24 protein-coding genes and 1 riboswitch are annotated in these 24,006 nt (G+C 73.1%); of the genes, 19 read left to right on the forward strand and 5 right to left on the reverse strand.

Annotated features, from left to right (window positions below):
* Positions 1–29 precede the first annotated feature (29 nt).
* A riboswitch (cyclic di-AMP (ydaO/yuaA leader) is annotated at positions 30–173 on the forward strand.
* Positions 174–175: 2 nt separating this feature from the next.
* From MY526_RS03015 to MY526_RS03025, 3 genes are all read left to right on the forward strand, one after another.
* The gene (locus MY526_RS03015) at positions 176–748 is read left to right on the forward strand and encodes a transglycosylase family protein (protein ID WP_436692119.1); all 573 of its coding nucleotides are present in this window, start codon (positions 176–178) and stop codon (positions 746–748) included.
* Between the two features lie 156 nt (positions 749–904).
* Positions 905–2,659, forward strand: a complete 1,755-nt coding sequence (gene treZ, locus MY526_RS03020) for a malto-oligosyltrehalose trehalohydrolase (RefSeq protein ID WP_436703211.1) — start codon at positions 905–907, stop codon at positions 2,657–2,659.
* Between the two features lie 2 nt (positions 2,660–2,661).
* Positions 2,662–3,381 carry a dihydrofolate reductase family protein gene (locus MY526_RS03025; protein WP_436703212.1) on the forward strand — a complete coding sequence of 240 codons (720 nt, stop codon included), beginning with the start codon at positions 2,662–2,664 and terminating at the stop codon, positions 3,379–3,381.
* Here the strand turns inward: MY526_RS03025 and MY526_RS03030 are convergent.
* From MY526_RS03030 to MY526_RS03040, 3 genes are all read right to left on the reverse strand, one after another.
* Complete coding sequence (locus MY526_RS03030; protein ID WP_436703213.1) at positions 3,366–3,767, reverse strand: type II toxin-antitoxin system VapC family toxin; 402 nt, start codon at positions 3,765–3,767, stop codon at positions 3,366–3,368. The genes MY526_RS03025 and MY526_RS03030 overlap by 16 nt on opposite strands.
* Entirely contained in the window at positions 3,764–4,000 is a 237-nt protein-coding gene (locus MY526_RS03035; protein WP_436703214.1) for a type II toxin-antitoxin system Phd/YefM family antitoxin, read from the reverse strand. The genes MY526_RS03030 and MY526_RS03035 overlap by 4 nt, the downstream gene beginning before the upstream one ends.
* Positions 4,001–4,118: 118 nt before the next feature.
* Positions 4,119–4,727 carry a TasA family protein gene (locus MY526_RS03040; RefSeq protein WP_436703215.1) on the reverse strand — a complete coding sequence of 203 codons (609 nt, stop codon included), beginning with the start codon at positions 4,725–4,727 and terminating at the stop codon, positions 4,119–4,121.
* 250 nt (positions 4,728–4,977) lie between these two features.
* On the opposite strand from MY526_RS03040, the gene MY526_RS03045 reads away from it, so the two are divergent.
* Both MY526_RS03045 and MY526_RS03050 read left to right on the forward strand, forming a co-directional pair.
* Positions 4,978–6,516 carry a sensor histidine kinase gene (locus MY526_RS03045; protein WP_436703216.1) on the forward strand — a complete coding sequence of 513 codons (1,539 nt, stop codon included), beginning with the start codon at positions 4,978–4,980 and terminating at the stop codon, positions 6,514–6,516.
* Positions 6,513–7,193: a LuxR C-terminal-related transcriptional regulator gene (locus MY526_RS03050; protein WP_436703217.1), complete on the forward strand. Its 681-nt coding sequence runs from the start codon at positions 6,513–6,515 to the stop codon at positions 7,191–7,193. The genes MY526_RS03045 and MY526_RS03050 overlap by 4 nt, the downstream gene beginning before the upstream one ends.
* 42 nt (positions 7,194–7,235) lie before the next feature.
* Here the strand turns inward: MY526_RS03050 and MY526_RS03055 are convergent, their stop codons facing one another.
* Both MY526_RS03055 and MY526_RS03060 read right to left on the reverse strand, forming a co-directional pair.
* The gene (locus MY526_RS03055) at positions 7,236–8,105 is read right to left on the reverse strand and encodes a hypothetical protein (RefSeq protein ID WP_436703218.1); all 870 of its coding nucleotides are present in this window, start codon (positions 8,103–8,105) and stop codon (positions 7,236–7,238) included.
* Entirely contained in the window at positions 8,102–9,058 is a 957-nt protein-coding gene (locus MY526_RS03060) for a hypothetical protein (protein ID WP_436703219.1), read from the reverse strand. Before MY526_RS03060 ends, MY526_RS03055 begins: the two co-directional genes overlap by 4 nt.
* A gap of 84 nt (positions 9,059–9,142) precedes the next feature.
* On the opposite strand from MY526_RS03060, the gene MY526_RS03065 reads away from it, so the two are divergent.
* The 14 genes from MY526_RS03065 to MY526_RS03130 all read left to right on the forward strand — a co-directional run bounded on the left by MY526_RS03065 (position 9,143) and on the right by MY526_RS03130 (position 23,634).
* Positions 9,143–9,802 carry a signal peptidase I gene (locus tag MY526_RS03065; RefSeq protein WP_436703220.1) on the forward strand — a complete coding sequence of 220 codons (660 nt, stop codon included), beginning with the start codon at positions 9,143–9,145 and terminating at the stop codon, positions 9,800–9,802.
* Positions 9,803–9,807: 5 nt separating this feature from the next.
* Positions 9,808–10,881, forward strand: a complete 1,074-nt coding sequence (locus MY526_RS03070; RefSeq protein WP_436692111.1) for an ATP-dependent DNA ligase — start codon at positions 9,808–9,810, stop codon at positions 10,879–10,881.
* Positions 10,882–10,933: 52 nt separating this feature from the next.
* Complete coding sequence (locus MY526_RS03075) at positions 10,934–11,671, forward strand: class E sortase (protein ID WP_436692110.1); 738 nt, start codon at positions 10,934–10,936, stop codon at positions 11,669–11,671.
* A 12-nt stretch (positions 11,672–11,683) separates the two neighbouring features.
* Complete coding sequence (locus MY526_RS03080; protein ID WP_436703221.1) at positions 11,684–11,842, forward strand: hypothetical protein; 159 nt, start codon at positions 11,684–11,686, stop codon at positions 11,840–11,842.
* Positions 11,843–11,917: 75 nt separating this feature from the next.
* The gene (locus MY526_RS03085) at positions 11,918–13,480 is read left to right on the forward strand and encodes an alpha/beta hydrolase (RefSeq protein WP_436703222.1); all 1,563 of its coding nucleotides are present in this window, start codon (positions 11,918–11,920) and stop codon (positions 13,478–13,480) included.
* A 51-nt stretch (positions 13,481–13,531) separates the two neighbouring features.
* Positions 13,532–14,599 (forward strand): DNA polymerase domain-containing protein, encoded by a 1,068-nt coding sequence (locus MY526_RS03090; RefSeq protein WP_436703223.1) that lies wholly within the window; start codon positions 13,532–13,534, stop codon positions 14,597–14,599.
* 485 nt (positions 14,600–15,084) lie between these two features.
* Positions 15,085–16,110: an AAA family ATPase gene (locus MY526_RS03095; RefSeq protein WP_436695501.1), complete on the forward strand. Its 1,026-nt coding sequence runs from the start codon at positions 15,085–15,087 to the stop codon at positions 16,108–16,110.
* A 453-nt stretch (positions 16,111–16,563) separates the two neighbouring features.
* Positions 16,564–16,887, forward strand: coding sequence for a hypothetical protein (locus tag MY526_RS03100; RefSeq protein WP_436703224.1), 324 nt, complete (start codon positions 16,564–16,566; stop codon positions 16,885–16,887).
* Between the two features lie 470 nt (positions 16,888–17,357).
* Positions 17,358–17,879 carry a hypothetical protein gene (locus MY526_RS03105; protein ID WP_436703225.1) on the forward strand — a complete coding sequence of 174 codons (522 nt, stop codon included), beginning with the start codon at positions 17,358–17,360 and terminating at the stop codon, positions 17,877–17,879.
* A 216-nt stretch (positions 17,880–18,095) separates the two neighbouring features.
* Positions 18,096–18,377 carry a hypothetical protein gene (locus MY526_RS03110; protein WP_436695498.1) on the forward strand — a complete coding sequence of 94 codons (282 nt, stop codon included), beginning with the start codon at positions 18,096–18,098 and terminating at the stop codon, positions 18,375–18,377.
* 8 nt (positions 18,378–18,385) lie between these two features.
* On the forward strand, positions 18,386–19,651 hold the full coding sequence (locus tag MY526_RS03115; protein ID WP_436695497.1) for a hypothetical protein: 1,266 nt from the start codon (positions 18,386–18,388) through the stop codon (positions 19,649–19,651).
* A 41-nt stretch (positions 19,652–19,692) separates the two neighbouring features.
* Positions 19,693–21,174, forward strand: coding sequence for a Dyp-type peroxidase (locus tag MY526_RS03120; protein WP_436703226.1), 1,482 nt, complete (start codon positions 19,693–19,695; stop codon positions 21,172–21,174).
* 68 nt (positions 21,175–21,242) lie between these two features.
* Entirely contained in the window at positions 21,243–21,683 is a 441-nt protein-coding gene (locus tag MY526_RS03125) for a hypothetical protein (RefSeq protein ID WP_436695495.1), read from the forward strand.
* Positions 21,684–21,780: 97 nt separating this feature from the next.
* Positions 21,781–23,634, forward strand: coding sequence for a peroxidase family protein (locus MY526_RS03130; RefSeq protein ID WP_436703227.1), 1,854 nt, complete (start codon positions 21,781–21,783; stop codon positions 23,632–23,634).
* Positions 23,635–24,006: the final 372 nt, after the last annotated feature.

Consider the following 24,006-nt stretch of genomic DNA (forward strand, 5'->3'; position numbering starts at 1 on the left):
GCCGTCCCGCCCAACCCCGTCCGGCGGCGTCCTGACCACAGCACAACCGTGGACGGGGGTGGGGGAACCACATTCGACGCCACGTGCGTCTCGGGGTGAAGCCGCGTTCCGCGGCCGGGCACCGATCGTCCGAACCCGACAGCTCACCCCGCAGGCGGTCGATCGGAGGATCCCCTTGTCCCAGCACGATCGTTCCTGCCTGCCTGCCCGCGGTCTGCGCCGCGGTGCCGTCGTCCTCACCGGCGCGGCGGCCCTCTCCCTCGGCGCCCTCGCCGGCCCGGCGCTTGCCGCCGGCCCCAACAACTGGGACGCCGTCGCCCAGTGCGAGTCCGGCGGCAACTGGAGCATCAACACCGGCAACGGCTACTACGGCGGCCTGCAGTTCAGCCCCGGCACCTGGGCGGCCTACGGCGGCACCGCGTACGCGGCCCGCGCCGACCTCGCCTCCAAGGAGCAGCAGATCGCCGTCGCCGAGCGCACGCTCGACGGCCAGGGCCCCGGCGCCTGGCCGACCTGCGGGAAGGGCCTCGACCCGGCCGCGCCCGAGTGGGGCGCCCCGGCCCCCGCGGCCGCCCCCGCACCCGCCGCGGCGTCCGCCGGGACCTACGTGGTCAAGCCCGGCGACACGCTCGGCAAGATCGCCGCCGCGCACGGCACCCCCGGTGGGTGGCAGGCGCTGTACGAGAAGAACAGGAACGTGCTGAGCAGCCCGCACGTCCTCCAGGTCGGCCAGACGCTCGTGCTCTGACGCCGGTGTCCGGGATCCGGGGCGCCGCCGTCGGCGGCGTCCCGGAGCCCGGCGGGTGAGCGCCCGCGCAGGTCACGATTGGCCGCCGGTCGGACGGGCATGTTCTGGCCGCCGGTCCCCCGGCCGATCCGTCCCACCCCGCCTGGAGGCCCCCGCATGTCCGCACCCGTCGACTTCTCCGTCTGGGCACCGCTGCCGAAGCGGGTCCGGCTCCAGGTCGACGGCACGGTGCACGAGATGCACCGCGGCGACGGCGGCTGGTGGCGCGCCGAGGTCGAGGCCGGGCCGGAGGCGGACTACGGCTTCCTGCTGGACGACGACGACACGCCCCGGCCGGATCCGCGCTCGCGGCGCCAGCCGAACGGCGTGCACGGGCTCTCCCGCCGCTTCGACCCGGCGGCGTACCGCTGGGTCGACCGGGCGTGGACCGGGCGGCCGCTCGCCGGGGGCGTGGTCTACGAGCTGCACGTCGGCACGTTCACCCCCGAGGGCACCCTCGACGCCGCCGTCGGGCGACTGGACCACCTCGTGGAGCTCGGCATCGACTTCGTCGAACTGCTCCCGGTCAACGGCTTCAACGGCACGCACAACTGGGGCTACGACGGCGTCCTCTGGTACGCGGTGCAGGAGGAGTACGGCGGCCCGGCGGCCTACCAGCGCTTCGTCGACGCCTGCCACCAGCGCGGCCTGGCCGTGATCCAGGACGTCGTCTACAACCACCTCGGCCCGTCGGGGAACTACCTGCCGCTGTTCTTCCCGGTCTTCGCCGAGGGCGGCGCCACCACGTGGGGCAACTCGGTCAACCTGTCGGGGCCGGACTCCGACGAGGTGCGCCGCTACATCGTCGACAACGCCCTCATGTGGCTGCGCGACATGCACGTCGACGGGCTGCGCCTGGACGCCGTCCACGCGCTCGTCGACGAGCGGGCCACCCACGTGCTGGAGGAGATGGCGCAGGAGGTCGACCGGCTGTCGGTCGCCGAGGGCCGGCCGCTGACGCTGATCGCCGAGAGCGACCTCAACGACCCGCGCCTGGTCACCCCGCGCGTGGCCGGTGGCATGGGACTGACGGCGCAGTGGAGCGACGACTTCCACCACGCGCTGCACGCGACGCTGACCGGCGAGGGGCAGGGGTACTACGCGGACTTCGCCGCCGCCGGGCTCGCCGGCCTGGCCAAGACGCTCACCGGCGCGTACTTCCACGACGGCGCGTGGTCGAGCTTCCGGCGGCGGCACCACGGCCGGCCGGTGGACACCAACGTGCTGCCGGGCTGGAAGTTCCTCGCCTACCTGCAGGACCACGACCAGATCGGCAACCGGGCCGTCGGCGACCGCATCTCGGCCTCGCTCTCCCCCGACCTGCTGGCGGTGGGCGCCACCATCGTGCTGACCAGCCCGTTCACCCCGATGCTGTTCATGGGCGAGGAGTGGGGGGCCGCGACGCCGTGGCAGTTCTTCACCAGCCACCCCGAGGCGGAGCTCGGCAAGGCCACCGCCGAGGGCCGGATCGGCGAGTTCGCCGAGCACGGGTGGGACGCCGCGGTGGTCCCCGACCCGCAGGACCCGGAGACCTTCACCCGCTCCAAGCTCGACTGGAGCGAGCTCGAGCGGGAACCGCACTCCCGGCTGCTCGGCGCGCACCGGGCGTTGCTGGCGCTGCGCCGGGCGCACCCCGACCTGCTCGACCCCGACCTGTCGGCGGTCGACGTCAGCTGGGACGACGCCGACCGCTGGCTGGTGGTGCACCGGGGCTCGCTGCGGGTGGTGGCGAACCTGTCCGGCGAGCCCCGCGAGATCGACCTCGACGCACCCGCCCGCGAGGTGCTGTTCGCCAGCGGCGAGCTGCCGGTCCTGGACGGCAGGACGGTGACCGTGCCCCGGGAGAGCGCCGTCGTCCTCTCCACCCGCTGACCGTGCGCCGGCTGCTGCCCACCCCGGCCGGGGACCTCCGGGACGACGAGCTGCCCGACCTCTACCGGCTGCCGCCGGGCCGCGCGCTGCGGGTGAACTTCGTCGCCTCGCTCGACGGAGCGGTCACCGTCGAGGGGGTGAGCGAGGGGCTCGGCTCCCCGGGTGACCGGCGGGTGTTCCAGGTCCTGCGGTCCCTGGCCGACGTGGTGCTCGTCGGGCACGGCACGGCTGCCGGCGAGGGGTACCGGCCGGTGGCGGCGGACTCGACCGTGGGCCGGCTGCGCGCCGCGCTCGGCCGGCCGGCCGAGCTGCCGATCGCGGTGGTCTCGCGGCGGGCGTCGCTGGCTCCCGGGGACCGGCTCGCGGCGGCCCCCACGCTGCTGGTCACGTGCGCGGCGGCCGATCCCGGGCGGCGGGCGGCGCTCGCCGCGGCCGGCGTGACCGTGCTCGTGTGCGGGGAGGACGACGTCGACCTGCCGCTGGCGCTGGACCGGCTGGCCGACCTCGAGCACGAGCAGGTGCTGTGCGAGGGCGGCCCGGCGCTGCTGGCCTCCGCGCTGGCGGCCGGGGTGGTCGACGAGCTGGACCTCACCGTTGCGCCGGCGCTGGTCGGTGGGCAGAGCCGGCTGCTGCCCGCGGCGCTGCCCGCCGTGGTCCGGCCCCGGCTGGTGCAGCTGCTCGAGGAGGACGGCGTCCTCTTCACCCGCTACGCGATCGGCTGAGCGTCGATCAGCCGGACGACGTCGCCGTAGCCGGTCAGGCGGGCGTCCGCGGTCAGCAGGACGACCCCTTCCACCGAGGCCTGGGCCACGAGGAGCCGGTCGAACGGGTCGCGGTGCACGTCCGGGAGGTCCTCGACGGCGGCGGCGTGGTCCGCGGTCACCGGCAGGTGGTCGAGCACCAGCTCGCGGGTCACCCGGCGCAACCAGGTCCGGACGTCGGTGCCGAGAGACAGCTTGCGCGGGTGCTGCTTGATGGCCAGCTCCCAGACGCTGACCGCCGACACGATCCGCTGGTCGGCGTCCGCCAGGAGCTCCTCCGCTGCGCCGAGTCGTTCCGGTGTGGTCGCGGCCCACACGAGCACATGGGTGTCGAGGAGGAGCCTCACTCCCCGCCCTCGAAGGCGCGCTGCAGGTCCTCCGGCAGCGGGTCGTCGAAGTCCTCGGCGATCCAGACCCGGCCGCGGTCGAAGCCGAAGTTCGGTGTCCGGCGAGCCGGCCCGACGAGCCGGGCCACCACCCGGCCCCGGTCGGTGATCTCCACCTCTTCGCCCGCAGCGACCCTGTCGAGCAACCGGGAGAACTGCGCCTTCGCCTCGTGCACCTCGACGGACGTGGTCACGTCACCCAGTCTGCTCGCGGACGCCCGTTCCCCGCGTTGTTCAAGCGCTGGGCCCTGAAACGCCGCGAGGGCGGCCCGGGAGATCCCGGACCGCCCTCGCGGGTGCTCGTCGTGGTGCTCAGACCGTCTGCTTCAGCGTGAAGTTCGCCGTGAATGCGGCGGCGTCGCCCTGCACCTGGTTGATGTTGCCCGCGTCCTCGAGCGTCATCTGGACGACGACGCAGTGCGCCTCGTTCGGGTTCAGGGTGGGGGACGGCACGGTGAAGGTGGCCAGCGAGGCCAGGGTGCCCGTGTACAGGTCGACGCCCCCGGTCGCCGTCGGGGTGCAGGTCGCCGCGGTTGCCCTCGGGATGTACTTCACCGTCACCTTGGCGAAGTCGGCGAACTCGCCATCCTTGTCACCGCAGGTCTTGTCCCCGGCGCGGTCCTCCACGGGGAGGCAACCCTTCTCCTGGTCGTCCACGACGAAGCCGGCGCTGATCACGCCGGGGAGGTTCCCGCCGTTCCGCACGAAGTAGGAGTACGTGGCGCCCTCGCCCGGCTGCATCTTGGCGACGTTCAGGGCGGCGGCCTTCGACTGCGTATTGCTGTCGAGCACGAGCGTGCCGGCACCAGCCTCGTTGCGGAGGGCACTGGTGTCCTGGAACGCGGCGAAGGTGCCGCTGGCGCCGAAAGCGATGAGGGCGGTGCCGCCCATGGCGGCGGCGGTGAGGGCGATCTTCTTCACGGGTGTCTCCTGTCGGTGTCCCCGTCGGAACGACGGTTCTCGCCGGACGTCTGCGCGGCGAACGACTCAAGACTCGGTTCCTGCCACCCTGGCAGCATCGTCAGAACTGTTGATTGACTTCGTCGCGTGACCCCTCCGTCACACTGGGCACGCGCGGCGCACTCGCCACTTCCCTGCTCCTCGCGCGCGGTTCCTGTGGTGTGCTCCCCACACGAGAACGGCCAGTTCTGTGAACGGGGACGCGGGACGGATGAGGACGGCAACAAGCGAGGGCACTCTCGCCGACGCATTGCGCGGCACGTGGGCCCGGCTCTCGACCGGACGCCTGGCGGCGGTCGTCGCCCTGATCGCGGTCCTTGCGCTGGCCAACGACCGGGCCAGGCACACGGTCCTCGTCGTGCTCGGCGTCCTGGGCCTGTTCGCCGCGGGAGCCGGCTTCCTGGTCCGCTGGCGCGTGACCGGCACGGGAGCCAGCTGGCAGACCGGCATGGGCCTGGTCCTCCTGGGACTCCAGCTCCCCGCCGTGATCGCGGTGAACGCGCTCCTGGACCAGCGCTGGCCGGCCGCCGCCACCGCCGCGGGCCTGTGCGTGGTCGCGTGGGCGGCGGTCGTCAGCCTCCGCGCCTTCACCGATCCCGTTACCCGGCCGCGGTTGCAGCGGGCCGTCGTCATCAGCCTGACCGCCCTGCTGGTCGCCGGCACCACCCTCGCGCTGGTGGCCGTGGTCGGCCCGTGGCCCGCGCTTGCGTGGGCGACGGTGCCGGCGGCCTACCTGCTGGCCGGGGCCCCGTGGCTGGCCGTCACCGTCGCCGCCTGGCGGATCGACCCGCTCGGCGCCCGGGACCGCCGGTCCGCGCGGACCCTCGCCGTCATCGGTCTCGCCGTCGGGGTGCTCACGGCGCTCAGCGGCCTTCCCTCGGTCCTGCCGGCCACCACCACCGAGGTGCAGACCGTCTTCGACCTCGGGCTCCTGCTCGTGGCGCTGGTCGCGCTCGACAACGCCGCGCGTGGCCTCGCGGACGCCCTGGCGGGCCAGGAGCGCTACGTCGCCGGCCTGCTGGAGCAGCTCGCCGGCCACGAGCGGCAGCTGCAGCAGGTCCGCGGCTGCCTGCACGATGCACGGGCCGCGGTCGCGGGCATCCGCGCCGGCTCCTCCGCCGTCCGGCACCTCGCGTTGCCGGCCGACGCCGCGGCCCGGGCCGACCTCGAGGAGTCCGTGGCCGTCGAGCTGGCCCGGCTGGAGCGGATGCTGCGGCTGCCCGACCGGCCGCCGTCGGTGAGCAGTGTCGACCTCGACGGGCTGGTCCGCGCCCTGGTGATCGGCCACCGCGAGCGCGGCCTCCGGGTGAGCTGGGCGCCGTCGGAGCAGGCGCCGGTCGTCGTCGACGGCGACGCGCTGGCGGTCATCCTCGGCAACCTGCTCGGCAACGCGCTGGTGCACGCACCAGGAGCGCTGTGCAGGGTCAGCGTCGACGTCGGCGACCACCTCACCGTCACCGTCGCCGACAACGGTCCGGGCCTGCCGGCAGCCCGCCGGGCGGCCGCCTTCGAGGCCGGCGCCCGCCGCTCCGGCAGCCCGGGCGAGGGGCTGGGCCTCGCGATCTCCCGCGACCTCGCCCGCCGGCACGGCGGCGACCTCGTCGCCGAGGACGCGACGGTCGGGACCCGCTTCGTGCTGCGGCTGCCGCTGCACTCGCCGGCTCCGACCGCGGCGGTCGTCGAGCTGTCGCAGTCCGGCTCGACGGCCGGGATGCGCAACCCGGGGGTTCCGCTGAAGCTGGCTGGGTGACGGAACCGGTCCTTCTCGTCGACGACCACTCGCTCTTCGCGCAGTCGATCGAGATCGGGCTGCGAGCCGCCGGGATCCCCGCGTCCCGGGTGCCGCCGCGTTCGGCGGCCGAGATCGAGCAGACCTGTGCCGCCGCCGCACCGGCGACGGTGCTCCTGGACCTGCGGCTGGGCACGGGCGTGGACGACGTGCCGATCGACGGCCTGGACCTGGTCGGGCCGCTGACGGCCGCCGGGTGCCGGGTCGTCGTGGTCACCGGCGAGACCGGTGACGGCACCTGGGGCACCGCCGTCGAGCGGGGCGCGGTGACCGTGCTGCCCAAGGACACCGGGCTGGACGACCTCCTCGAGGTGGTGACCGCGGTCCGGGAGGGCCGGCCCGTGCTGTCCGAGGGCCGTCGTCAGGACCTCCTGGCAGCCGCCCGGAGGGCCCGCGCCGAGGAGTCCTCACGGCTGGCGCCGTTCCGGCAGCTGAGCGCCCGCGAGGCCGAGGTGCTGCGCTGCCTGGCCGCTGGCATGCCGGCGGCCACCATCGCCGCCACTGCGCACGTCAGCGAGGCCACCGTGCGCACCCAGATCCGCGCCGTGCTGACGAAGCTGGAGGTCACCTCGCAGCTGCAGGCCGTCGCGCTGGCGCGGCGGTCCGGCTGGCTCGACCTCTCCGCACCGACCGCCTGAGTCGCCGGGAGCCGCGCGCCGCCTCCCGGCGGGAAGGCGGGTTCAGCCGGTGGTCGTGGCCGTCGTCGTCCCACCCGGGACGGTGACGGCCGGTTCGTCCGTCACGGTGTCGTCGGGCGCCGGCTGCTCCGTCACCGGGTCGCTGTTGCCGGTGACGCTCGCACCGGCCCGACCGGCGGTCTCGCTGCTGCCTGGCTTCTCGTTGCCGCCTGGCTTCCCGTTGCTGCCCGTGTTCGCATTGCTGCCGGGGTTGCCGTTGCTGCCCGTGTTCCCGTTGCCACCGGCGTTCCCGTTGCCGTTTCCCTGAGAGGAGCCGGAGGGGTTCTGCGCGACCGGCGGGAGGACGACCTGCCGGGGCGGTGAGGTCACGAGGACCGGCACGTCCACCTGGTCGCTGAAGCCGTCGACCGTGTGCCGCAGCGTGAACCGGAGCGCGCCCGGCCACGCCACGTCGGCCACGGCCGGGTCTGCCGTGGCCAGCACGCTGAGGGACAGGTCGGCCGACGTCGGCAGGTCGTCGACCACGAGGAAGGTCACCGGCCGCTCGCCCTCGTCGTCCGGAGCCAGGTCGCAGAGGTCGACCGGCTGCGGCCAGGTCCCGGAGGGCACGTCGATGGTCAGGACCACACCGACCGGGCAGGGGTTCGCGCCCGGCTTCTCGACCAGGGATACCTGCAGCGCGACCGACGTGCCGCGGGTCAGCTCGGCGTGCAGCGGGATCGTCACCGCGGTGCCGCTGGGCAGTTCCTCGCGCGCGTGACTCGACGGGCCGGTCAGGGTGAGCGATCCGGCGCCGGCCACAGTCGAGACGGAGGTGGTGTCGCTGAGCAGGGCGGTCGTGCCGCCGAGGCCGAGCAGCAGCGCCGTCGCCGCGGTCACGCCGCCCAGCCCGAGCGCGGTGCGGCGCCTCACGCGGCACGCCCCAGACGCCGGCGGCGCACCACCAGGAAGACCAGGCCGCCGAGGACGACCGCGCCCAGGAACATGCTGCCCCAGGCGAGGGCCTGGCCGACGAGGGAGGTCGAGGCCGACTCCGTCGCCACGGCGACCCCGCCGTCGTCGACGGTGACGGGCGTGTCCACCCGTCCGAGGACCGGTCCTTCCGCCTCGACGCCGCCCCCTGCGTCGGCAGGCGCGGCAGCGCCGGCCGGAGCGCCGGCGCCCGCTGCCGCTGCACCACCCGCTGCACCACCGGGCGTGCCGCCCTGCGCGGTCGTCGTACCGGTGCCGGTCGGCGCGCCCGCAGCGGGGACCGCTCCCCCGCCGGCAGCGGCCGTGTTCCCGGACGTCGCGCCTCCGGAGGTCGCATCGCCGGCGGGGTCCGCGGACGGGGTCGCCTCGACGTCGCCGCTCGAGGGCCGGCCGGTGAGCTTCTCCCGGCCGACGACGGCGAGGCTGAAGCTGATGCTGTCGGACTGGGCCCGGTTGTCCGGGTCCCGTGACCCGCCGTCCGGGAACTCCAGGCGCAGCACCAGGCAGTCGACACCGTCGACGTCGAACGCGCTCGGTTCTCCGTCGAGCAGGTCGAGCGTCACACCCGTGGGCATGGCTTGGCAGCCGGCGTCGCCGTCCACCCCACCGGCGACCGTGGCCTCCAGGAAGTCGGCCAGCTCGCCCTCCTCGTCGCCGCAGGAGTCGTCGCCGGACTCGGTCTCCGGCTCGACGCAGTCGTTCTCGAACTGGGTGAGCGAGGTGACGGAGACGCCGAGCCGGTCGACACCGGAGGCCCACTCCGCGGGCAACGAGACGTCGAGCGTCTGGCTGCCCCCGGGGGCCAGCGGCTCGCTGGCCATCGCGGTGCCGGGCGTGGCCAGCACGGCGGCCGTGACGAGCACGGCACCGAGGGCGGGGAGGGGTCGACGCACGTGCCCATGCTCGTGCGGGACAAGAAGGCGCACATCGACAAAATCGATGATGTCGGGGCCGAGCGTGGCAGGGAGCATCGGAGCGTGCCCTCCTCCGCCCCCACCCCGGCACCCAGCGGCAGCGCAGCGGTCCACACGCTGCGCCGGCTCGTCTCCTGGGTGCTCGGCGCGGCACTGCTCGCCGGAACGGGGGCGGCGCTGGGGCTCGTCGCCTACCCGATGATCACCGGGGGTCAGGCGCTGGCCGTCCTCAGCGGCAGCATGACGCCGGGGCTGCCGGTCGGCGCCATGGTCTTCACCGAGCCGGTGGAGGACCCGGCGACGCTGCAGGTGGGCGACGTCATCACCTTCCAGCAGACGCCAGGCTCCCCCGCCCTCGTGACCCACCGCATCATCGGCGTCGACACGTCCACCGGCACGCCGGTCTTCACCACTCAGGGCGACGCCAACAACGCCCCGGACATCGACGCCGTCCCCGCCTCCGCCGTCCGCGGCGAGCTCTCGTTCAGCGTCGCCAACCTGGGCCGGACGGCGGCGATCCTGCAGTCGCCGAAGGGCGCGGGCATGCTCGTCGTCCTGGTGTGCGCCGTCATCGCCGTCTCACCGGGACCGCGCCCGGCGCGCGTCCGCCACACCACGTCCACGGCGGACCCCGCCCCACCGGAGGACGACGCGACCGTGTTCATCCAGGTCGACCGCCCGGCCGTTCCGCCGTCCCGACAGGCGATCGGACTGCTTGACTGACCGGCATGGACCTGCCCGTGCTGCCGCCGGTCAAGCCGATGCTGGCCAAGGCGTCGACCAAGCTGCCCACCGCCGAGGGACTGTTCTACGAGCCCAAGTGGGACGGCTTCCGCTGCATCGTCTTCCGCGACGGCGACGAGGTGGAGCTCGGCAGCCGCAACGAGCGCCCGCTCACCCGGTACTTCCCGGAGGTGGTCGAGGCGGTGAAGGCCGCACTGCCCGAGCGCTGCGTGGTCGACGGCGAGATCGTCGTCCCGCAGGGCGACCGGCTGCACTTCGAGGCGCTGCTGCAGCGGATCCACCCGGCCGAGTCGCGGGTCACGCTGCTGGCCGAGCAGACCCCGGCGTCCTTCGTGGCCTTCGACCTGCTGGCGATCGGCGACGATTCGCTGATGGAGACCCCGTTCGGCGAGCGGCAGGCCCGGCTGCGCGAGGTCATCGGCGCGGGCACCGAGTCGGTCCACGTCACCGCCATCACGCAGGACGCCGGCATCGCGCAGCGCTGGTTCCAGGAGTTCGAGGGCGCCGGGCTCGACGGCGTCGTCGCCAAGCCCGCGGACCTGCCCTACGGCCCCGACCAGCGGCTGATGACCAAGGTCAAGCACGTGCGCACCGCCGACTGCGTGGTCGCCGGCTTCCGCTGGCACAAGAGCGGCCCGGTGGTGGGATCGCTCCTGCTCGGCCTCTACAACGACGCCGGGGATCTCCAGCACATCGGCGTCGCGGCGTCCTTCCCGATGGCCCGGCGGGCCGAGCTGGTGGAGGAGCTGGCGCCCTACCGGGCCGACGCGCTCGCGGGGCACCCCTGGCAGGACTGGGCGAACGCCGAGACCAACGGCGACGGCGAGCACCGCATGCCGGGGGCGCAGAGCCGCTGGAACGCCGGCAAGGACCTCTCCTGGGTGCCGCTGCGCCCGGAGCTGGTGATCGAGATCAAGTACGACCAGCTCGAGGGGCGCCGGTTGCGGCACACCGGCCACTTCCTCCGCTGGCGCACCGACCGGGAGCCGCGCAGCTGCACCTACGACCAGCTGGAGGTGCCGGTGAGGTACGACCTGGCCGAGGTCTTCGCGGGGTGACCGGCCTGTCGCGGACCCGGCGGAGCCGTTTCGCGACCTAGAGTCACCACCCGTGTCGAATCGCGCGGGAGACCTGGTGCGGACGACGGCCCGCGGTGTGGGCCAGGCGTTCCTCACCGTCGGCTTCGTGCTGCTGCTCTTCGTCGTCTACGAGCTGTGGGTGACCGACCTCCAGAGCGCCGCCGCCCAGGAGGAGCTCACCACCGACCTGCGCGAGGAGTGGAGCCGGGCGACGCCCGCCGACCGGGCCGTGCCGACCGAGCTGACCTCCGGCGAGGCGTTCGCGTTCCTGCACATCCCGCGGCTGGGCGAGGACTACGCCCGCGCCGTCGTCGAGGGCACCGCCGCCGAGGACCTGGAGCAGGGTCCCGGCCACTACACCGGCACCGCGATGCCCGGCGAGCAGGGCAACTTCGCCGTCGCCGGCCACCGGGTGGGCCGCGGGTCGCCGTTCCTGGAGCTCGACGAGATGCGCCCCGGTGACCCGATCGTCGTGGAGACCGCCGACAGCTGGTTCGTCTACCGCGTCCTCGGCGACCCCGTGACCGGGGACCCGGCCGGCGGCCCCGTGCCGGGCCAGCACATCGTGTCGCCGAGCGACGTCTCGGTGATCGCCCCCACCCCCGGCGGCGTGGACGACGGCCCGACGACCGGCGCGTACCTGACGCTGACCACCTGCCACCCCGAGTACTCCGCGCGGCAGCGGCTGATCGTGCACGCCGTCCTCGACGGTGCGCCGATCGCCCGCGCCGAGGCCCCTGCCGGTCCGCCGGCACTGCGCGGAGAGTGAGGACGACCGACCGTGTACACCTGGATCTGGCGGCACCTGCCGGGCGGCACCGCCGCCAAGACGTTGCTCTCCCTCGTGCTCGTGGTTGCGGTGAGCGCGCTGTTGCTCTTCGTCGTCTTCCCGTGGGCGGAGCCGTACGTCCCCTTCGCCGACGTCACCGTCGACCAGTGACGGCCCGCCGCCGGGAGCTGTGACCCGGCGGACAACTCGGTGCGGGGCGGCGTCCCGACTCATACGCTCGTGATCATGCGCCTGTCCCCCGGCCTCGTCGCCGCAGCCTCCGCGCTGCTCGTGGCGGTCTCCGGCTGCACCTCGTTCTCCGACTCGACCGCGCCGGAGTCGTCCCCGGCGACGGAGTCCTCACCACCGGCCGAGCCGGAGGCGGCGGACATCACCTGGACCGACTGCAACGACCAGATCCAGCCGCTGGTCGCCGGCCGGCCGGGCAGCGAGCGGCCGCTCACCTTCGAGTGCGGCCGGACCGAGGTCCCGATCAGCTACGACGAGCCCGACGGCGCGACAATGCCGATCTTCCTGGTCCGCGCGCGGCTGGCCGGCCAGACCGACCGCATCGGCTCGCTCCTGCTCAACCCCGGCGGCCCGGGTGCCTCCGGCGCGGACGCCGCGATCGGGCGGGCGCTGACCCTCCCCGAGGACGTGCTGCGCCGCTTCGACCTCGTCGGCTTCGACCCGCGGGGCGTGGCGCTGTCGACGCCGGTCGAGTGCATCCCCGACGAGCTCAAGGACCGCATGATCGCCGCCGAGCCGCGCCCGGTCTCGGAGGAGCAGCTCGACGCGGTCTTCACGCTGACCCAGGAGGCCGCCGACGGGTGCGCCGAGGAGTACGGGGACGCGCTGGGCACGTTCAGCACCACCGCCACCGCCCGGGACATGGACCTGTTGCGCCAGGGACTCGGCGACGAGCAGCTGACCTTCCTCGGCTACTCCTACGGCACCACGCTGGGATCGACCTACGCCGAGCTGTTCCCCGACCGGGTGCGGGCGCTCGTGCTCGACGCCGCGGTCGACCCGGACGCCGACCAGCGGGCCGACGCCGAGGCCGGCGCGGCCGGGTTCGAGGCCGGGTTCGACGCCTTCGCGGCCAACTGCACGCAGCTGATCGCCGGCTGCCCCCTGGGTGGCGACCCGCGGGGGTTCGTCAACGACCTGCTGGCCCAGGCCGGCGCGGCCCCGATCCCCAGCGCCCGCGCAGGTGAGACACGGCAGGCCACTCCCGGCGTGATCATGACCGCCATCCAGGCCGCGCTCTACAGCACCACCGCCTGGCCGCAGCTGGCGCAGGGCCTGGCCGCCGCGGCGCAGGGCGACTCGCAGGCGCTGTTCTCGCTGGCCGACACCTATTACGGCCGGCTGCAGGACGGCACCTTCTCGAACCTGATCGACGCCAACATCGCGATCACCTGCGCCGACCGCGACCCCGGCCAGGAGCTGGCGGAGGAGGACATCCGGGCACTGGCCGCCGACTGGGGTCAGCGGTATCCGCTGTTCGGCGCCGGCGCCGCGGCCAGCCTCTACACCTGCACGGTGTGGGAGGCCGAGCGGACGCCGCTGCCCGAGCGGGACGCCCAGGGGGCGGCGCCGATCCTCGTCGTCGGCAACTCCGGTGACCCGGTCACGCCGTTGCCCGGGGCGGTGGACCTGGCCGAGGACCTCGAGTCCGCCGTGCTGCTCACCTGGCAGGGCCAGGGGCACACCGCCTACCCGAAGACCGACTGCGTCAACGGGGCGGTCAACGCGTACCTGATCGACCTGACGGTGCCCGCGGAGGGGACGACCTGCCCGCTCTGACGGGGGTTCGTCCTAGGGTGCCCGGGTGACGAGCCACGGGTCGGGTCGGTGATGGCGTCGGCGAAGGACGCCGTCGTGCTGCAGGTGGACGGGCGGGAGGTGCGGGTCTCCAGTCCGGAGAAGCCGTACTTCGGCGAGCGCGGGATCCGGAAGATCGACGTCGTCGAGTACTTCATCAGCGTGGGCGACGGCATCCTGAACGCGCTGCGGAACCGGCCGACGACGCTCGAGCGGTGGCCCGGGGGTGTGTTCGAGGGAGCCCGCATCTCGACCCGCGTGGACAACACCGGCGACGCCTTCTACCAGAAGCGGGTGCCCAAGAACGCCCCCGACTGGGTGCCGACCGCGCACATCACCTTCCCCAGTGGCCGGACGGCGGACGAGATCGCGCCCGACTCGGTCGCCGTCGTCGCCTGGTGCGCCAACCTCGGCACGCTGACCTTCCACCCGTGGCCGGTGTCCAAGACCGACGTCGAGTCCCCCGACCAGATCCGCATCGACCTCGACCCGCAGCCGGGCACCGACTTCTCCGACGCGGTGTGGGTCGCCCCGCACGTGCGCGAGCTGCTGGCGGAGTTCGGCATGCAGGGCTGGCCGAAGACCTCCGGCGGCCGCGGGGTGCACATCTACGTGCCGATCCAGCCCCGCTGGACCTTCCCCGAGGTGCGCCGGGCGGTCATCGCGTTCGGCCGGGAGCTGGAGCGGCGCCTCCCCGACCGCGTGACGATGTCGTGGTGGAAGGAGGAGCGCGGCGAGAAGATCTTCATCGACTACAACCAGATGGCCCGGGACCGCACGATCGCCTCGGCGTACTCGATCCGGCCCAAGCCGCACGCGCCGGTCTCCGCGCCCCTGGACTGGGACGAGCTGCCCGACGTCACGCCGTTCGACTTCGACGTCCTGACCATGCCGGCCCGCTTCAAGGAGGTCGGGGACAAGCACGCCACGCTGGCCGACCACGCGTTCGGCATCGAGCCGCTGCTGGAGCTCGCCGAGCGGCAGGAGAAGGACGCCGGCCTGGGCGACCTGCCCTATCCCCCGGACTACCCGAAGATGCCTGGCGAGCCGATGCGGGTCCAGCCCAGCCGCGCCAGGAGACTGACCAGCGAAGACGCCTGACCGCTTGATCAACGGCGGCGCTCGCAAGAGCTGGGGACGGGCGCACGACGCTTGTTCACCTGATGTCCCGACCACGACCGAGCAGCCGAGGCGACCGATCACGCCTTTCACCCCCTGGCCGTCGGCAGTCCGTACGGCGCCGCCACGCTGAGAGGTGCCCCTCAGAGCTGGCGGCAGAGTCAGGGAACTGTGCTGGTGCGCCAACGGGCGAGGACCAGCGCGACCCTCCTGGGCAACGGCGCCGGATCAACGGGCCGACGCAACTGGGTGACGCGCCTTGGTCCTTCCAGCGAAGCCCAAGGCCGCAGCCTCACAGGCAAGCAGTCACCCAAACCCTGGGCAGTCCCCGCTGCCCACCACCGCCCCAGGCGAACCGGTCAGCTCGCCGAACCAGGGCTGCGGTGGGCGGTGATCGACCCCACCGACGACCAACTCCTGGGCCCTCACGACGGATCCTCCGCCTCCGTGGCCCCTAGGCTCCGGGCATGGCTTCCAAGCGCAAGCCACTCGACGACCTGCGTGAGACCGTCGGTCGCCTGGGCGATCAACTTCCGCGCCCCGGTCTGCGGGGTGTGGACGACCTGGTGAGCGACCTCTTCGGCGGCCGCCCCGGGCCGGCTCGGCCGCTCTCAGCGCTGCAGGCGGAACTCGATGCGCTCGTTGGACTGGAGACAGTGAAGGAGCAGGTGCGAGCGCTCGTCGCCTTCCTGCAAGTGCAGGCGCGCCGCAAGACGCACGGCCTGCCCGAGGTGGCGACATCCCAGCACCTGGTGTTCCTCGGAAACCCGGGCACGGGCAAGACCACGGTGGCGCGGCTCCTGGCCGAGATGTACCGGGCGGTCGGCTTGCTGCAGAAGGGCCACCTGGTGGAGGTCGATCGGGCCGCTCTGGTCGGACAGTACGTCGGTGCGACGGCGATCAAAACCGACCGCGTGATCCGCCGGGCACTCGACGGCGTCCTGTTCATCGACGAGGCCTACTCGCTGGCCCCCGAGGGCGACGGCCGGCTGGACTTCGGGCCCGAGGCGGTCGAGGTCCTGCTCAAGCGCATGGAGGATCACCGCCATCGCCTCGTGGTGATCGTGGCCGGCTATCCCCGGCTGATGGAGTCGTTCCTGCTCTCGAACCCCGGCCTCCGCTCCCGGTTCGCTCGCGAAGTCAGGTTCCCCGACTACTCGACGGACGAACTCGAAGCGATCTTCGCAATCATCCTGGCCCAGCACGAGTACGCGTTGGAGCCTGGCGCCGAAGTGACGCTCCGCCGCATCCTCGGTGGCCTCCGCCCCGGTGAGGAGTCCGGCAACGCGCGCTTCGCCCGCACGCTGTTCGAACAGGCTCTCAACCGCCAGGCTCTGCGGCTGACGCGCGACGAGGACCGGAGCGTAGATTCGCTCGACCGTGCCGACGTAACGACGCTCACCGCGGACGACATCGCCGAGGCTGCCCGCGCGCTGGGCGAGGAGCCGGCGCGTGAACCCGAGCCCTCTCGATGGCAACGCTGGCTCGGGTGACGTCCTGGACGGCGGGTGACGTCACGGCTGTGACTCGAGCTTTCGGTGAACCCCGGCCTCGTGTTGCGACCGGCCCGACAAGGACCAAGCGCAGTAGACGTCTCCCCGCGGGCAAGCCGTTCCCCGCTCCCCCGCGACTGCAGGACGCCTGCCCGTCGCGCGTTCGTGTCGCAGCGAACCTGGCTCCCGTGAACGTCGGTCGACGCGGCACGGCGTGTCTGTCCGCGCGAATCTTGGGCGCGAGAACTCGCCCGATAGCCCACCCACTGACGCTCACGCGCGACCTGCGGTTTCATCGCTTTCAACAGCGCTACCGGGTCCCGCTCACCGAAGATGCCGGGTGAGCCGATGCGGGTGCAGCCGAGCCCGCCAAGCGGCCTACCGGCGAGGACGAGTGAGTCTGCGGTCGCTGGGCAGCTAGCACACCCCTAACTCGCCCGGTCACCTGCCGCCGTGACCATCTGGCTCGAGGACCTGCTGGCGTCCTTCCGGCGACACCTACGGGCCGCCCCGAAGGCGCCGCGGACGATCGAGCTCTACAACCAGTCCGTCGTCTACTTCAGCGGCTGGCTCACCGACCGCGGCCGCCAGCCGCTGCTCGACGAACTGACCCTGCACGCGATCTCCGCCTGGCTCGCCGAGCTGGCCGAGACGAACGGGCCAACCCCGGCCGAGCGGCGATCAGGTCCTGGGCGACGGCCCGAACCCGCGCCGGGTCCACCATGCCGTCCTCATCAAGGACGTCGGGCAACCCCCGAACAGGACGAGGTGAAGTGACCCCGCTGGCTGAACAGCGCGTTCAGCCGACGGGGGTCACTTCACACCTACGGCCGCCCCTTGATGCTGGAGGAGGCGAGCCGAGACGTGACCGCGGTCCCGCCGTGCCGGTCGGCGCCTGCGCGCGACGCCGATCCGGACCCCCGTGCGCTGCAGGCTCGGTGGCACGGGGGGCGGCCGTTGACGCGCTCGTCACGGCACGGTGACGCCCGGAGGCCACGATGCCCGGCAGGCCGTCGAGGGGGGGGTGGAGAGCCGTGACTGACAGAGCATCAAGCTCACCGCCCGACAGGCGCCAGGCCGCCGGACCCCCGGAGGACTCCGGTCGTTCACCGCTGGGTCCGGCAGGTCGCACAGGCCCCGGACCGCTCGGGCCCGCGGGCTCACGCGGTCGGTCGGTCGCTGCGTCGCTGGCGGACTCGACGCTGGGCAGCGGGCCGCTCCCGTTCCTCGGCGCCACGCTGTTCGGGGTGGCCGCGGTCGCGCGGCGGCAACCTCTCGTCAGCCGGCGGCCCGGAGAGTTCGCCGCCCGGTTGATCCGGTCGGTCGTGCAGTTCCTCAAGAACGTGTCCCGCCAGAACCTGCACCTGGGGTCGGCCGAAGAGCGCATCCACCCGGATGAGCCGGCCATGACGGCGCGGATCATCGAGGTGTTCCGCCAGAACGTGCTGCAGCGCTACTCGACGCGCAAGGTCGAACGGGGAGCGAACGCGAGGACCTACGGCGTGGTACGAGCCGAGTTCCGCGTCCTCTCCGGACTACCGGACGACCTCGCCCAGGGCATCCTCCGGGAGCAGGAGTTCGCGTCTCTGGCGCAACTCGACTTCGCCGACGTCCTGAGCGTCAACCCGTGGCACTCGCTGCCGGACCACCGCCCGCTCGGAGGGATCAACCGCAGCCGGAAGGCCCTGTACCGGGAGCAGAGCCGTCTGCGCCAGCAGCTCAACGGCGTCGAGCACCACGAACCCACGGGCGCCGAAGTCTTCGCCTGAATCCTGTGACCTTCCCCCCTGGAGGCTGTCGTGAGAACGAGGAGCGCCCGGACGGCTGTTGCCGACGCCCTGGACGAGCGGGCTCTCAGACAGATGGACAACCGTGAGCTGGATCTCCTCTTCCGGTCCAGCCCCGCGGGCGCGATCCCCCGTGGCCGGCTGCCCGGCACGGCACTGCCGTTCCCGGGGAGCCGAATCTGCGGTCTCCTGGCAACGGTGGTCCGCCTCGTCTTCTGGCAGGGAAAGGTCACCGACGACTCCGCCCGGTCCCTGGAGAACCTCATCGGGCCGTTCGGGATCCGGACGATCAAGGCGCGACTCTCGCACGACGGCAGCTGGGTGGACGGGGAGGACTGCGTCCTCATCGACTACTCGAAGACGTCCCTGGTCGCCCGGATGGTGCGCGACGAGATCCGGCTGGTGGCCCCCGACCTCTACCTCGGGCTCGCCTGGTTGTGGCGGAGGCGGGCCGGGTGGTTCACCCTCCGGCAGCAGTGAGGCGCGAGATGCCGTACCAGTCCGCGGTCACCCTCCTGGCGCCGGTGCCGCCCGCGCAGACGGAACGGGTGAGGGCCGCCCTGGCCGACCTGGCGGGACCTGGGCGTGCGGCCCTGGCCTTCGAGCAGCACGCCGGCCTGCACTTCGCGCGACTCCTGTTTCTTGACGGGACCGACGACCCGAACGGAGGACAGGTCGCCCCCTGCCTGCTCTACACCGCCGACGTCGACGGTTCCGCGGACGCGCACCTGCGCGCCCTGGCGGACGTGTCGAGCGAGGGCATCGACCGGGCCTTCTCCTGCTGCTCCGACTACCCCGCATGGCCTGATCCGGCGAGCAGGACGGCCTGGCTACAGGCGCACCGCGTCCCCGAAGCGGCCTTCTACGTCAACACGGTCGGCCGGGGCGCCCCCCAGGTGCTCGCCGAGGCGCGCCTGCGACAAGGCCTCGAGGCGTACCTGGACGAGCACCGCGCCGAGGTCGCCGGCCTGGCGCCCGCTGGGGTCCACGCAGTTCTGCGCCGCCACGCCCTCACCGACCCGCAGCTGCGATTCGGCGCCGTCCCCGCGCCACGGCCTCCGCTGTGGTGGCGCGGCAGGGAGCTGGTCCACCGGGTGGCGGTGCTCCTGGTTCTCGTGCTGTTGTCCCCGCTGCTCCTGATGTCCCTGCCCCTCGTGGCCGTCGCCCTGCGACTGCACGAGATGCGGGACGTCCCGGATCGGCGGCGCCCCGACCCCGCTGCCGTCGAGCGGCTGCGGGCCAGCGAGGACCGCGTCGCCCACAACGCATTCACCGCCGTCGGGTTCCTCAAGCCCGGCCGGTTCCGCGCCGGGCTGGCCCGCGCGGTCCTGTTCGCGATCAGCTACGCCGTCCGGCACGTCCTCAACCGCGGCAGCCTCGCGGGCGTGAAGACCATCCACTTCGCCCGATGGGTCTACCTGTCCCCGGGGCGTGTGGCATTCGTGAGCACCTACGACGGCAGCCTCGAGAGCTACATGGACGACTTCATCGACAAGGTCGCCTGGGGGCTCAACGCGATCTTCAGCAACGGGACCGGCTACCCACCGACCGTCCTGCTCCTCTGGCGGGGTGCCCGTGAGGAGGAGCTCTTCAAGAACTACCTGCGCAACCGCCAGGCGCTCAACCACGTCTGGTACTCCGCCTACGAGGGGCTCACCGCGCTGAACGTCGGCATCGACTCCGCCATCCGCCGGGGCCTCGCCCAGCGCTCCCTGTCCGACGAGCAGGCCCGCGAGTGGCTGGCCCTGCTCTGAGCAGCCTCCGTACCGCGTCCCGTCCTCGAGGAGGACCGCAGATGGGCTCGCCCAGCAGCACCACCTCCACCCCGGCCGTCGCGCGAGGCCCCGTCGTGGCCCGGGCCACCCGCGACCGCGGGGAGCTCGACCGCGCAGATGTACAGGGCCTCGTGGGCAGCGGCTACGGCCGCCTCCCCGAGGCGCGGTTCGTGGGCGTCCGGATCGACGACGAGGCCGCCGGACGAGCGCTGCTGTCCCGGCTGCTGCCGCAGGTGACCAGCACGTCCGGCACCCATGCGGCTCGGGCACTCAACCTGGCCATCACGCACACGGGTCTGGCGCACCTGGGCCTCCCCCGTCCGGCTCTGGAGCTGTTCTCGCTGGAGTTCACCGGGGGGATGGCCACCCCCAGCCGGAGCGCGTTCCTCGGCGACGCGGGCGAGCACGATCCTGCGGGCTGGGCGTGGGGCGGACCGCGCAACCCGCGCGTGGACATCCTGCTGCTCCTCTACGCCGCCACGACCGTGGAGCTGGACTCCGTGCACGAGGACGTGCGATCGGCGGCCGGCACCGACGGGGTCGCCGAGGTCGCCGTCCTCGCCACTTCGACGCTGACCCCCCACGACCACCACGGGTTCGCCGACGGGATCTCGCAGCCCGCGGTCGCCGGACTGCACGGCAACGCCCAGGACGGCGATGTCGCCCTCGGCGAGTTCCTGCTCGGCCACCCGAACGCCTACGGGCGCTACACCAGCCGACCCCTCCTGCCCGCCACAGCTGACCCCGGGGGGCTGCTGCCGTCGGCCCCGGACGCCCGGGACAAGGTGGACCTCGGCCGCAACGGCACCTACCTGGTGGTCCGCACCCTGGCGCAGGACGTCGCCGCCTTCCGGGAGCACGTGGACCGGTGGGCGGCCCGGACCGGGCTGCCGCGCGACCTGGTGGCGGCGAAGATCGTCGGACGCTGGCGCAGTGGCACGTCCCTGACGGTCAGCCCCGAGGTCGACGTCCCCGCCGGACCGGTGGACAACAGCTTCCGGTACCACCGCGACGGTGACGCCCTCGGCCTGGGCTGCCCGGTCGCCGCCCACGTGCGCCGCGCGAACCCCCGTGACTCGCTCGACCCCTGCCCGGGCAGCGACGCCTCGCTGAAGGTCAACAACCGGCACCGGCTGATCCGCCGCGGTCGGCAGTACGGCCCGGCAGCGCAGGACGGCGGGGACGCCGAGCGTGGCCTGCACTTCCTCTGCCTCAACGCCAACATCAGCCGGCAGTTCGAGTTCGTCCAGCACACCTGGCTGAACAACCCGGCCTTTGCAGGCCTCCAGGACAGCCCCGACCCCCTCGTGGGAGCCCACGCCCCGGGCACGGGCCTGTTCCCGGTCCCGGCCGTCCCCGTCCGCCACCGCCTGCTCGGCCTCCCCACCTTCACGCGCGTTCGCGGCGGCACGTACGCGTTCATGCCCGGGCTGCGCGCCCTGGCGTACCTGGCCGCCGGACCGTGGGCACAGGAGGCGGTGCCCAGGCCCCGGGACGGCTGATCCCCGCTGCAACGCCGAGAGGCTCTCGCCCCCGTCCGCTCCCCGCCCACTGACAGGAAGGCCCGCTCATGACACGAGTGGCCGACGTCGCCCGGGTCCTGCTCGCGTGCGTGCGTCTGACGATGGGGACGGCCGGGCTCCTCGCCCCCGGCACGGTCATCCGCCGTCTCGACATCGACCCGTCCGTGCAACCGGGGATGCGCTATCCGCTGCGCATGTTCGGGATCCGCACCGTGCTGATCGCCGCCGACCTGCTGCGCCCGGACGGCCCCGACCGGCGGCACGCCGTGCTGCTGGCGCCCGTCGTCCACGGCACCGACACCGTCTCGGCCTACCTGGCGTGGCGCCGGGGCGACCTGCCGCCCCGCGCGGGAACCATGACCACCGCGATCTCTGCGGTGAACCTGGTCCTGGCGCTGGTCGGCCTGCGCAAGCCACCACGGCCGCCGGCCCGGCGCCGAGCGGCCGGCGGCCTGACTCGCCCGTGCCGGTCCCGGGCGCGTCGCTGAGCCGATGGTGATCCCACGAAGAGGCCGGAGCCGTCGCGAACCCGCTGGTCGGCCACCGGACCAGGACCTCGCCGGAACGACGCAGGAGGACCCAGGAATGGCCGGAAGAGGAAAGAGCAGGTCCACGAGTGCCTCGGGCGGCTACCACGCTTCGCTGCCGTGGACGGTCATCCGTGCGGCGGCCACCGCCCTGGACCGACGTCGGGGCTGGGACCGCCTCCCCCTGCCGCTGGCACTCGCCGTCCTCACCGGGCTGCGCGACGCCCTCCGGCGGCACAACCTGATCGACACCGGTGTTCTGCCGACCGCGGACGCCCCGGTCGTGCCGCCGTTCTCCCCCGGGGTCCTGACCGCGCGGACCCTCGACGGCACGTACAACGACCTGGCGGTGCCGTCCGCCGGCATGGCCGGTTCGCGGTTCGGCAGGAACGTCCCGCTGGACGCGGCGCGTCGGCCGGAGCCGGCAGAGGTGGTCGAGCCCAGTCCGCGGGAGGTCAGCCGGCAGTTGATGACGCGGCAGGACCTCGTCCCCGCGACTTCGGTCAACGCCCTCGTCGCCCCGTGGCTGCAGTGGATGATCCGCGACTGGTTCAGCCACGGGAAGAGCCCCACGGACGACCCCTGGCGGGTGGAGCTCGCGGCCGACGACCCGTGGCCGGTGAACCCCATGCTGGTCATGCGCACCCCCGAGGACCCGACCCGGCCGGACGGCGCCTCGTCACCGCGGACGTCGATCAACACCAGCACGCACTGGTGGGACGCCTCACAGATCTACGGCATGACGCGGGAGTACCAGCGGGACATCCGCACCTTCGAGGGCGGCAAGCTCCGCGTCGAGGCCGACGGCACGTTGCCCGCGCCCAAGAGCGATCACCCGATCATGCACGAACCGGGGTTCTGGCTCGGGCTGGTCCCGCTGCAGACGTTGTTCGCCCGGGAGCACAACGCCGTCTGCGACATGCTCGTGGAGCAGTTCCCGCACTGGCCGGACGAGGAGATCTTCCAGCGCGCCCGCCTCATCGTCGCCGCGCTGATCGCCAAGATCCACACCGTGGAGTGGACGCCGGCCGTCATCAGCCATCCCGTCACGGTCATCGCCCTGCGGGCGAACTGGTGGGGTCTGGCCGGCGAGCGTCTCAGCACGGTGCTCGGCCGGCTCAGCGACAGCGAGCTGATCAGCGGTATCCCCGGGTCGCCGACGCAGGACTACGGGGTCCCGTTCTCCTTGACGGAGGAGTTCGGCGCCGTCTACCGGATGCACCCCCTCGTCCCGGACTGGTTCGACCTGCGATCGCACGAAGACGACCGGCGCCTCCGTGCGGAGCCGTACAGCCTTCGAGAGCTGTCCGGGCCGGCATCCCTGCCGTTGCTGAAGACCGTGCCGATGGCCGATTTCCTCTACTCCCTGGGGACGGAGCACCCCGGCCTGGTGACCCTGCACAACTTCCCCAAGTTCCTGCAGGAGTTCCAGCGGCCGGACGGCACCCTGATGGACCTCGCCGCCGTGGACGTCCTCCGTCACCGGGAGTTGGGGGTCCCCCGCTACTGCGAGTTCCGGCGGCTGCTGCGGCTCAGGCCACCGGCGGACTTCGACGAGCTGACGGAGGACCCGGGGATGGCGCAGCAGATGTCCAAGCTCTACGGAGGGGACATCGAGAAGGTCGACCTCATGGTCGGCCTCTACGCCGAGCGTCTGCCGACCGGCTTCGCGTTCAGCGACACGGCCTTCCGCATCTTCATCGTCATGGCCTCGCGCCGGCTGAACAGCGACCGGTTCCTGACCCAGGACTTCACCCCGGCCGTGTACACCGCGGCGGGGATGGAGTGGCTGGCCGAGAACACCATGGCCTCGGTGATCCTGCGGCACCACCCGGAGCTGCGGGCGGCGATGAGGTCGGCGCCGAACGCCTTCACACCCTGGCAGCGCCCGTCGCCGGGCACCGGGCGGTGAAGGGATGACGACCATGGTGATCCAGGACGACGAGCGGCTCCGGGCGATCCGGAAGCGGTGGACTGGCAGTTCGGCCCATCGGGCTGCCGCTCGCACCGCGGTCGGCCGGCGGGAGCTGAGCCTGGCGAACGGGCCCCAGGAGATGCAGCAGCGCAGCGCGCGGCTGAAGCGACGCGGGCTCAAGGGATCGTCGAGGCCCACGACTCGGTGTGGGTGAACTTCTTCGACTGCGGGCTGAAGCGGCGCGCTCGGTCGGCCGGGTCGTCGAGGCCCCCGTCCGGCAGACGGTCCGGCCGATCCGTACCGGCTCGCTCGTCACCGAACGGCTCCTCGTGACCAACAACCACGTGTGCGAGACGCGCGAGGACGCCG

The organism is Geodermatophilus sp. CPCC 205761 (genome assembly GCF_051383655.1).
Taxonomy (GTDB): Bacteria; Actinomycetota; Actinomycetes; order Mycobacteriales; family Geodermatophilaceae; genus Geodermatophilus.

Coding starts and splice junctions, on each gene's coding strand:
- treZ (WP_436703211.1), top strand. CDS start 905: ATGTCCGCACCCGTCGACTTCTCCGTCTGGGCACCGCTGCCGAAGCGG.
- MY526_RS03045 (WP_436703216.1), top strand. CDS start 4,978: ATGAGGACGGCAACAAGCGAGGGCACTCTCGCCGACGCATTGCGCGGC.
- MY526_RS03070 (WP_436692111.1), top strand. CDS start 9,808: ATGGACCTGCCCGTGCTGCCGCCGGTCAAGCCGATGCTGGCCAAGGCG.
- MY526_RS03085 (WP_436703222.1), top strand. CDS start 11,918: ATGCGCCTGTCCCCCGGCCTCGTCGCCGCAGCCTCCGCGCTGCTCGTG.
- MY526_RS03090 (WP_436703223.1), top strand. CDS start 13,532: ATGGCGTCGGCGAAGGACGCCGTCGTGCTGCAGGTGGACGGGCGGGAG.
- MY526_RS03095 (WP_436695501.1), top strand. CDS start 15,085: ATGGCTTCCAAGCGCAAGCCACTCGACGACCTGCGTGAGACCGTCGGT.
- MY526_RS03115 (WP_436695497.1), top strand. CDS start 18,386: ATGCCGTACCAGTCCGCGGTCACCCTCCTGGCGCCGGTGCCGCCCGCG.
- MY526_RS03120 (WP_436703226.1), top strand. CDS start 19,693: ATGGGCTCGCCCAGCAGCACCACCTCCACCCCGGCCGTCGCGCGAGGC.
- MY526_RS03125 (WP_436695495.1), top strand. CDS start 21,243: ATGACACGAGTGGCCGACGTCGCCCGGGTCCTGCTCGCGTGCGTGCGT.
- MY526_RS03130 (WP_436703227.1), top strand. CDS start 21,781: ATGGCCGGAAGAGGAAAGAGCAGGTCCACGAGTGCCTCGGGCGGCTAC.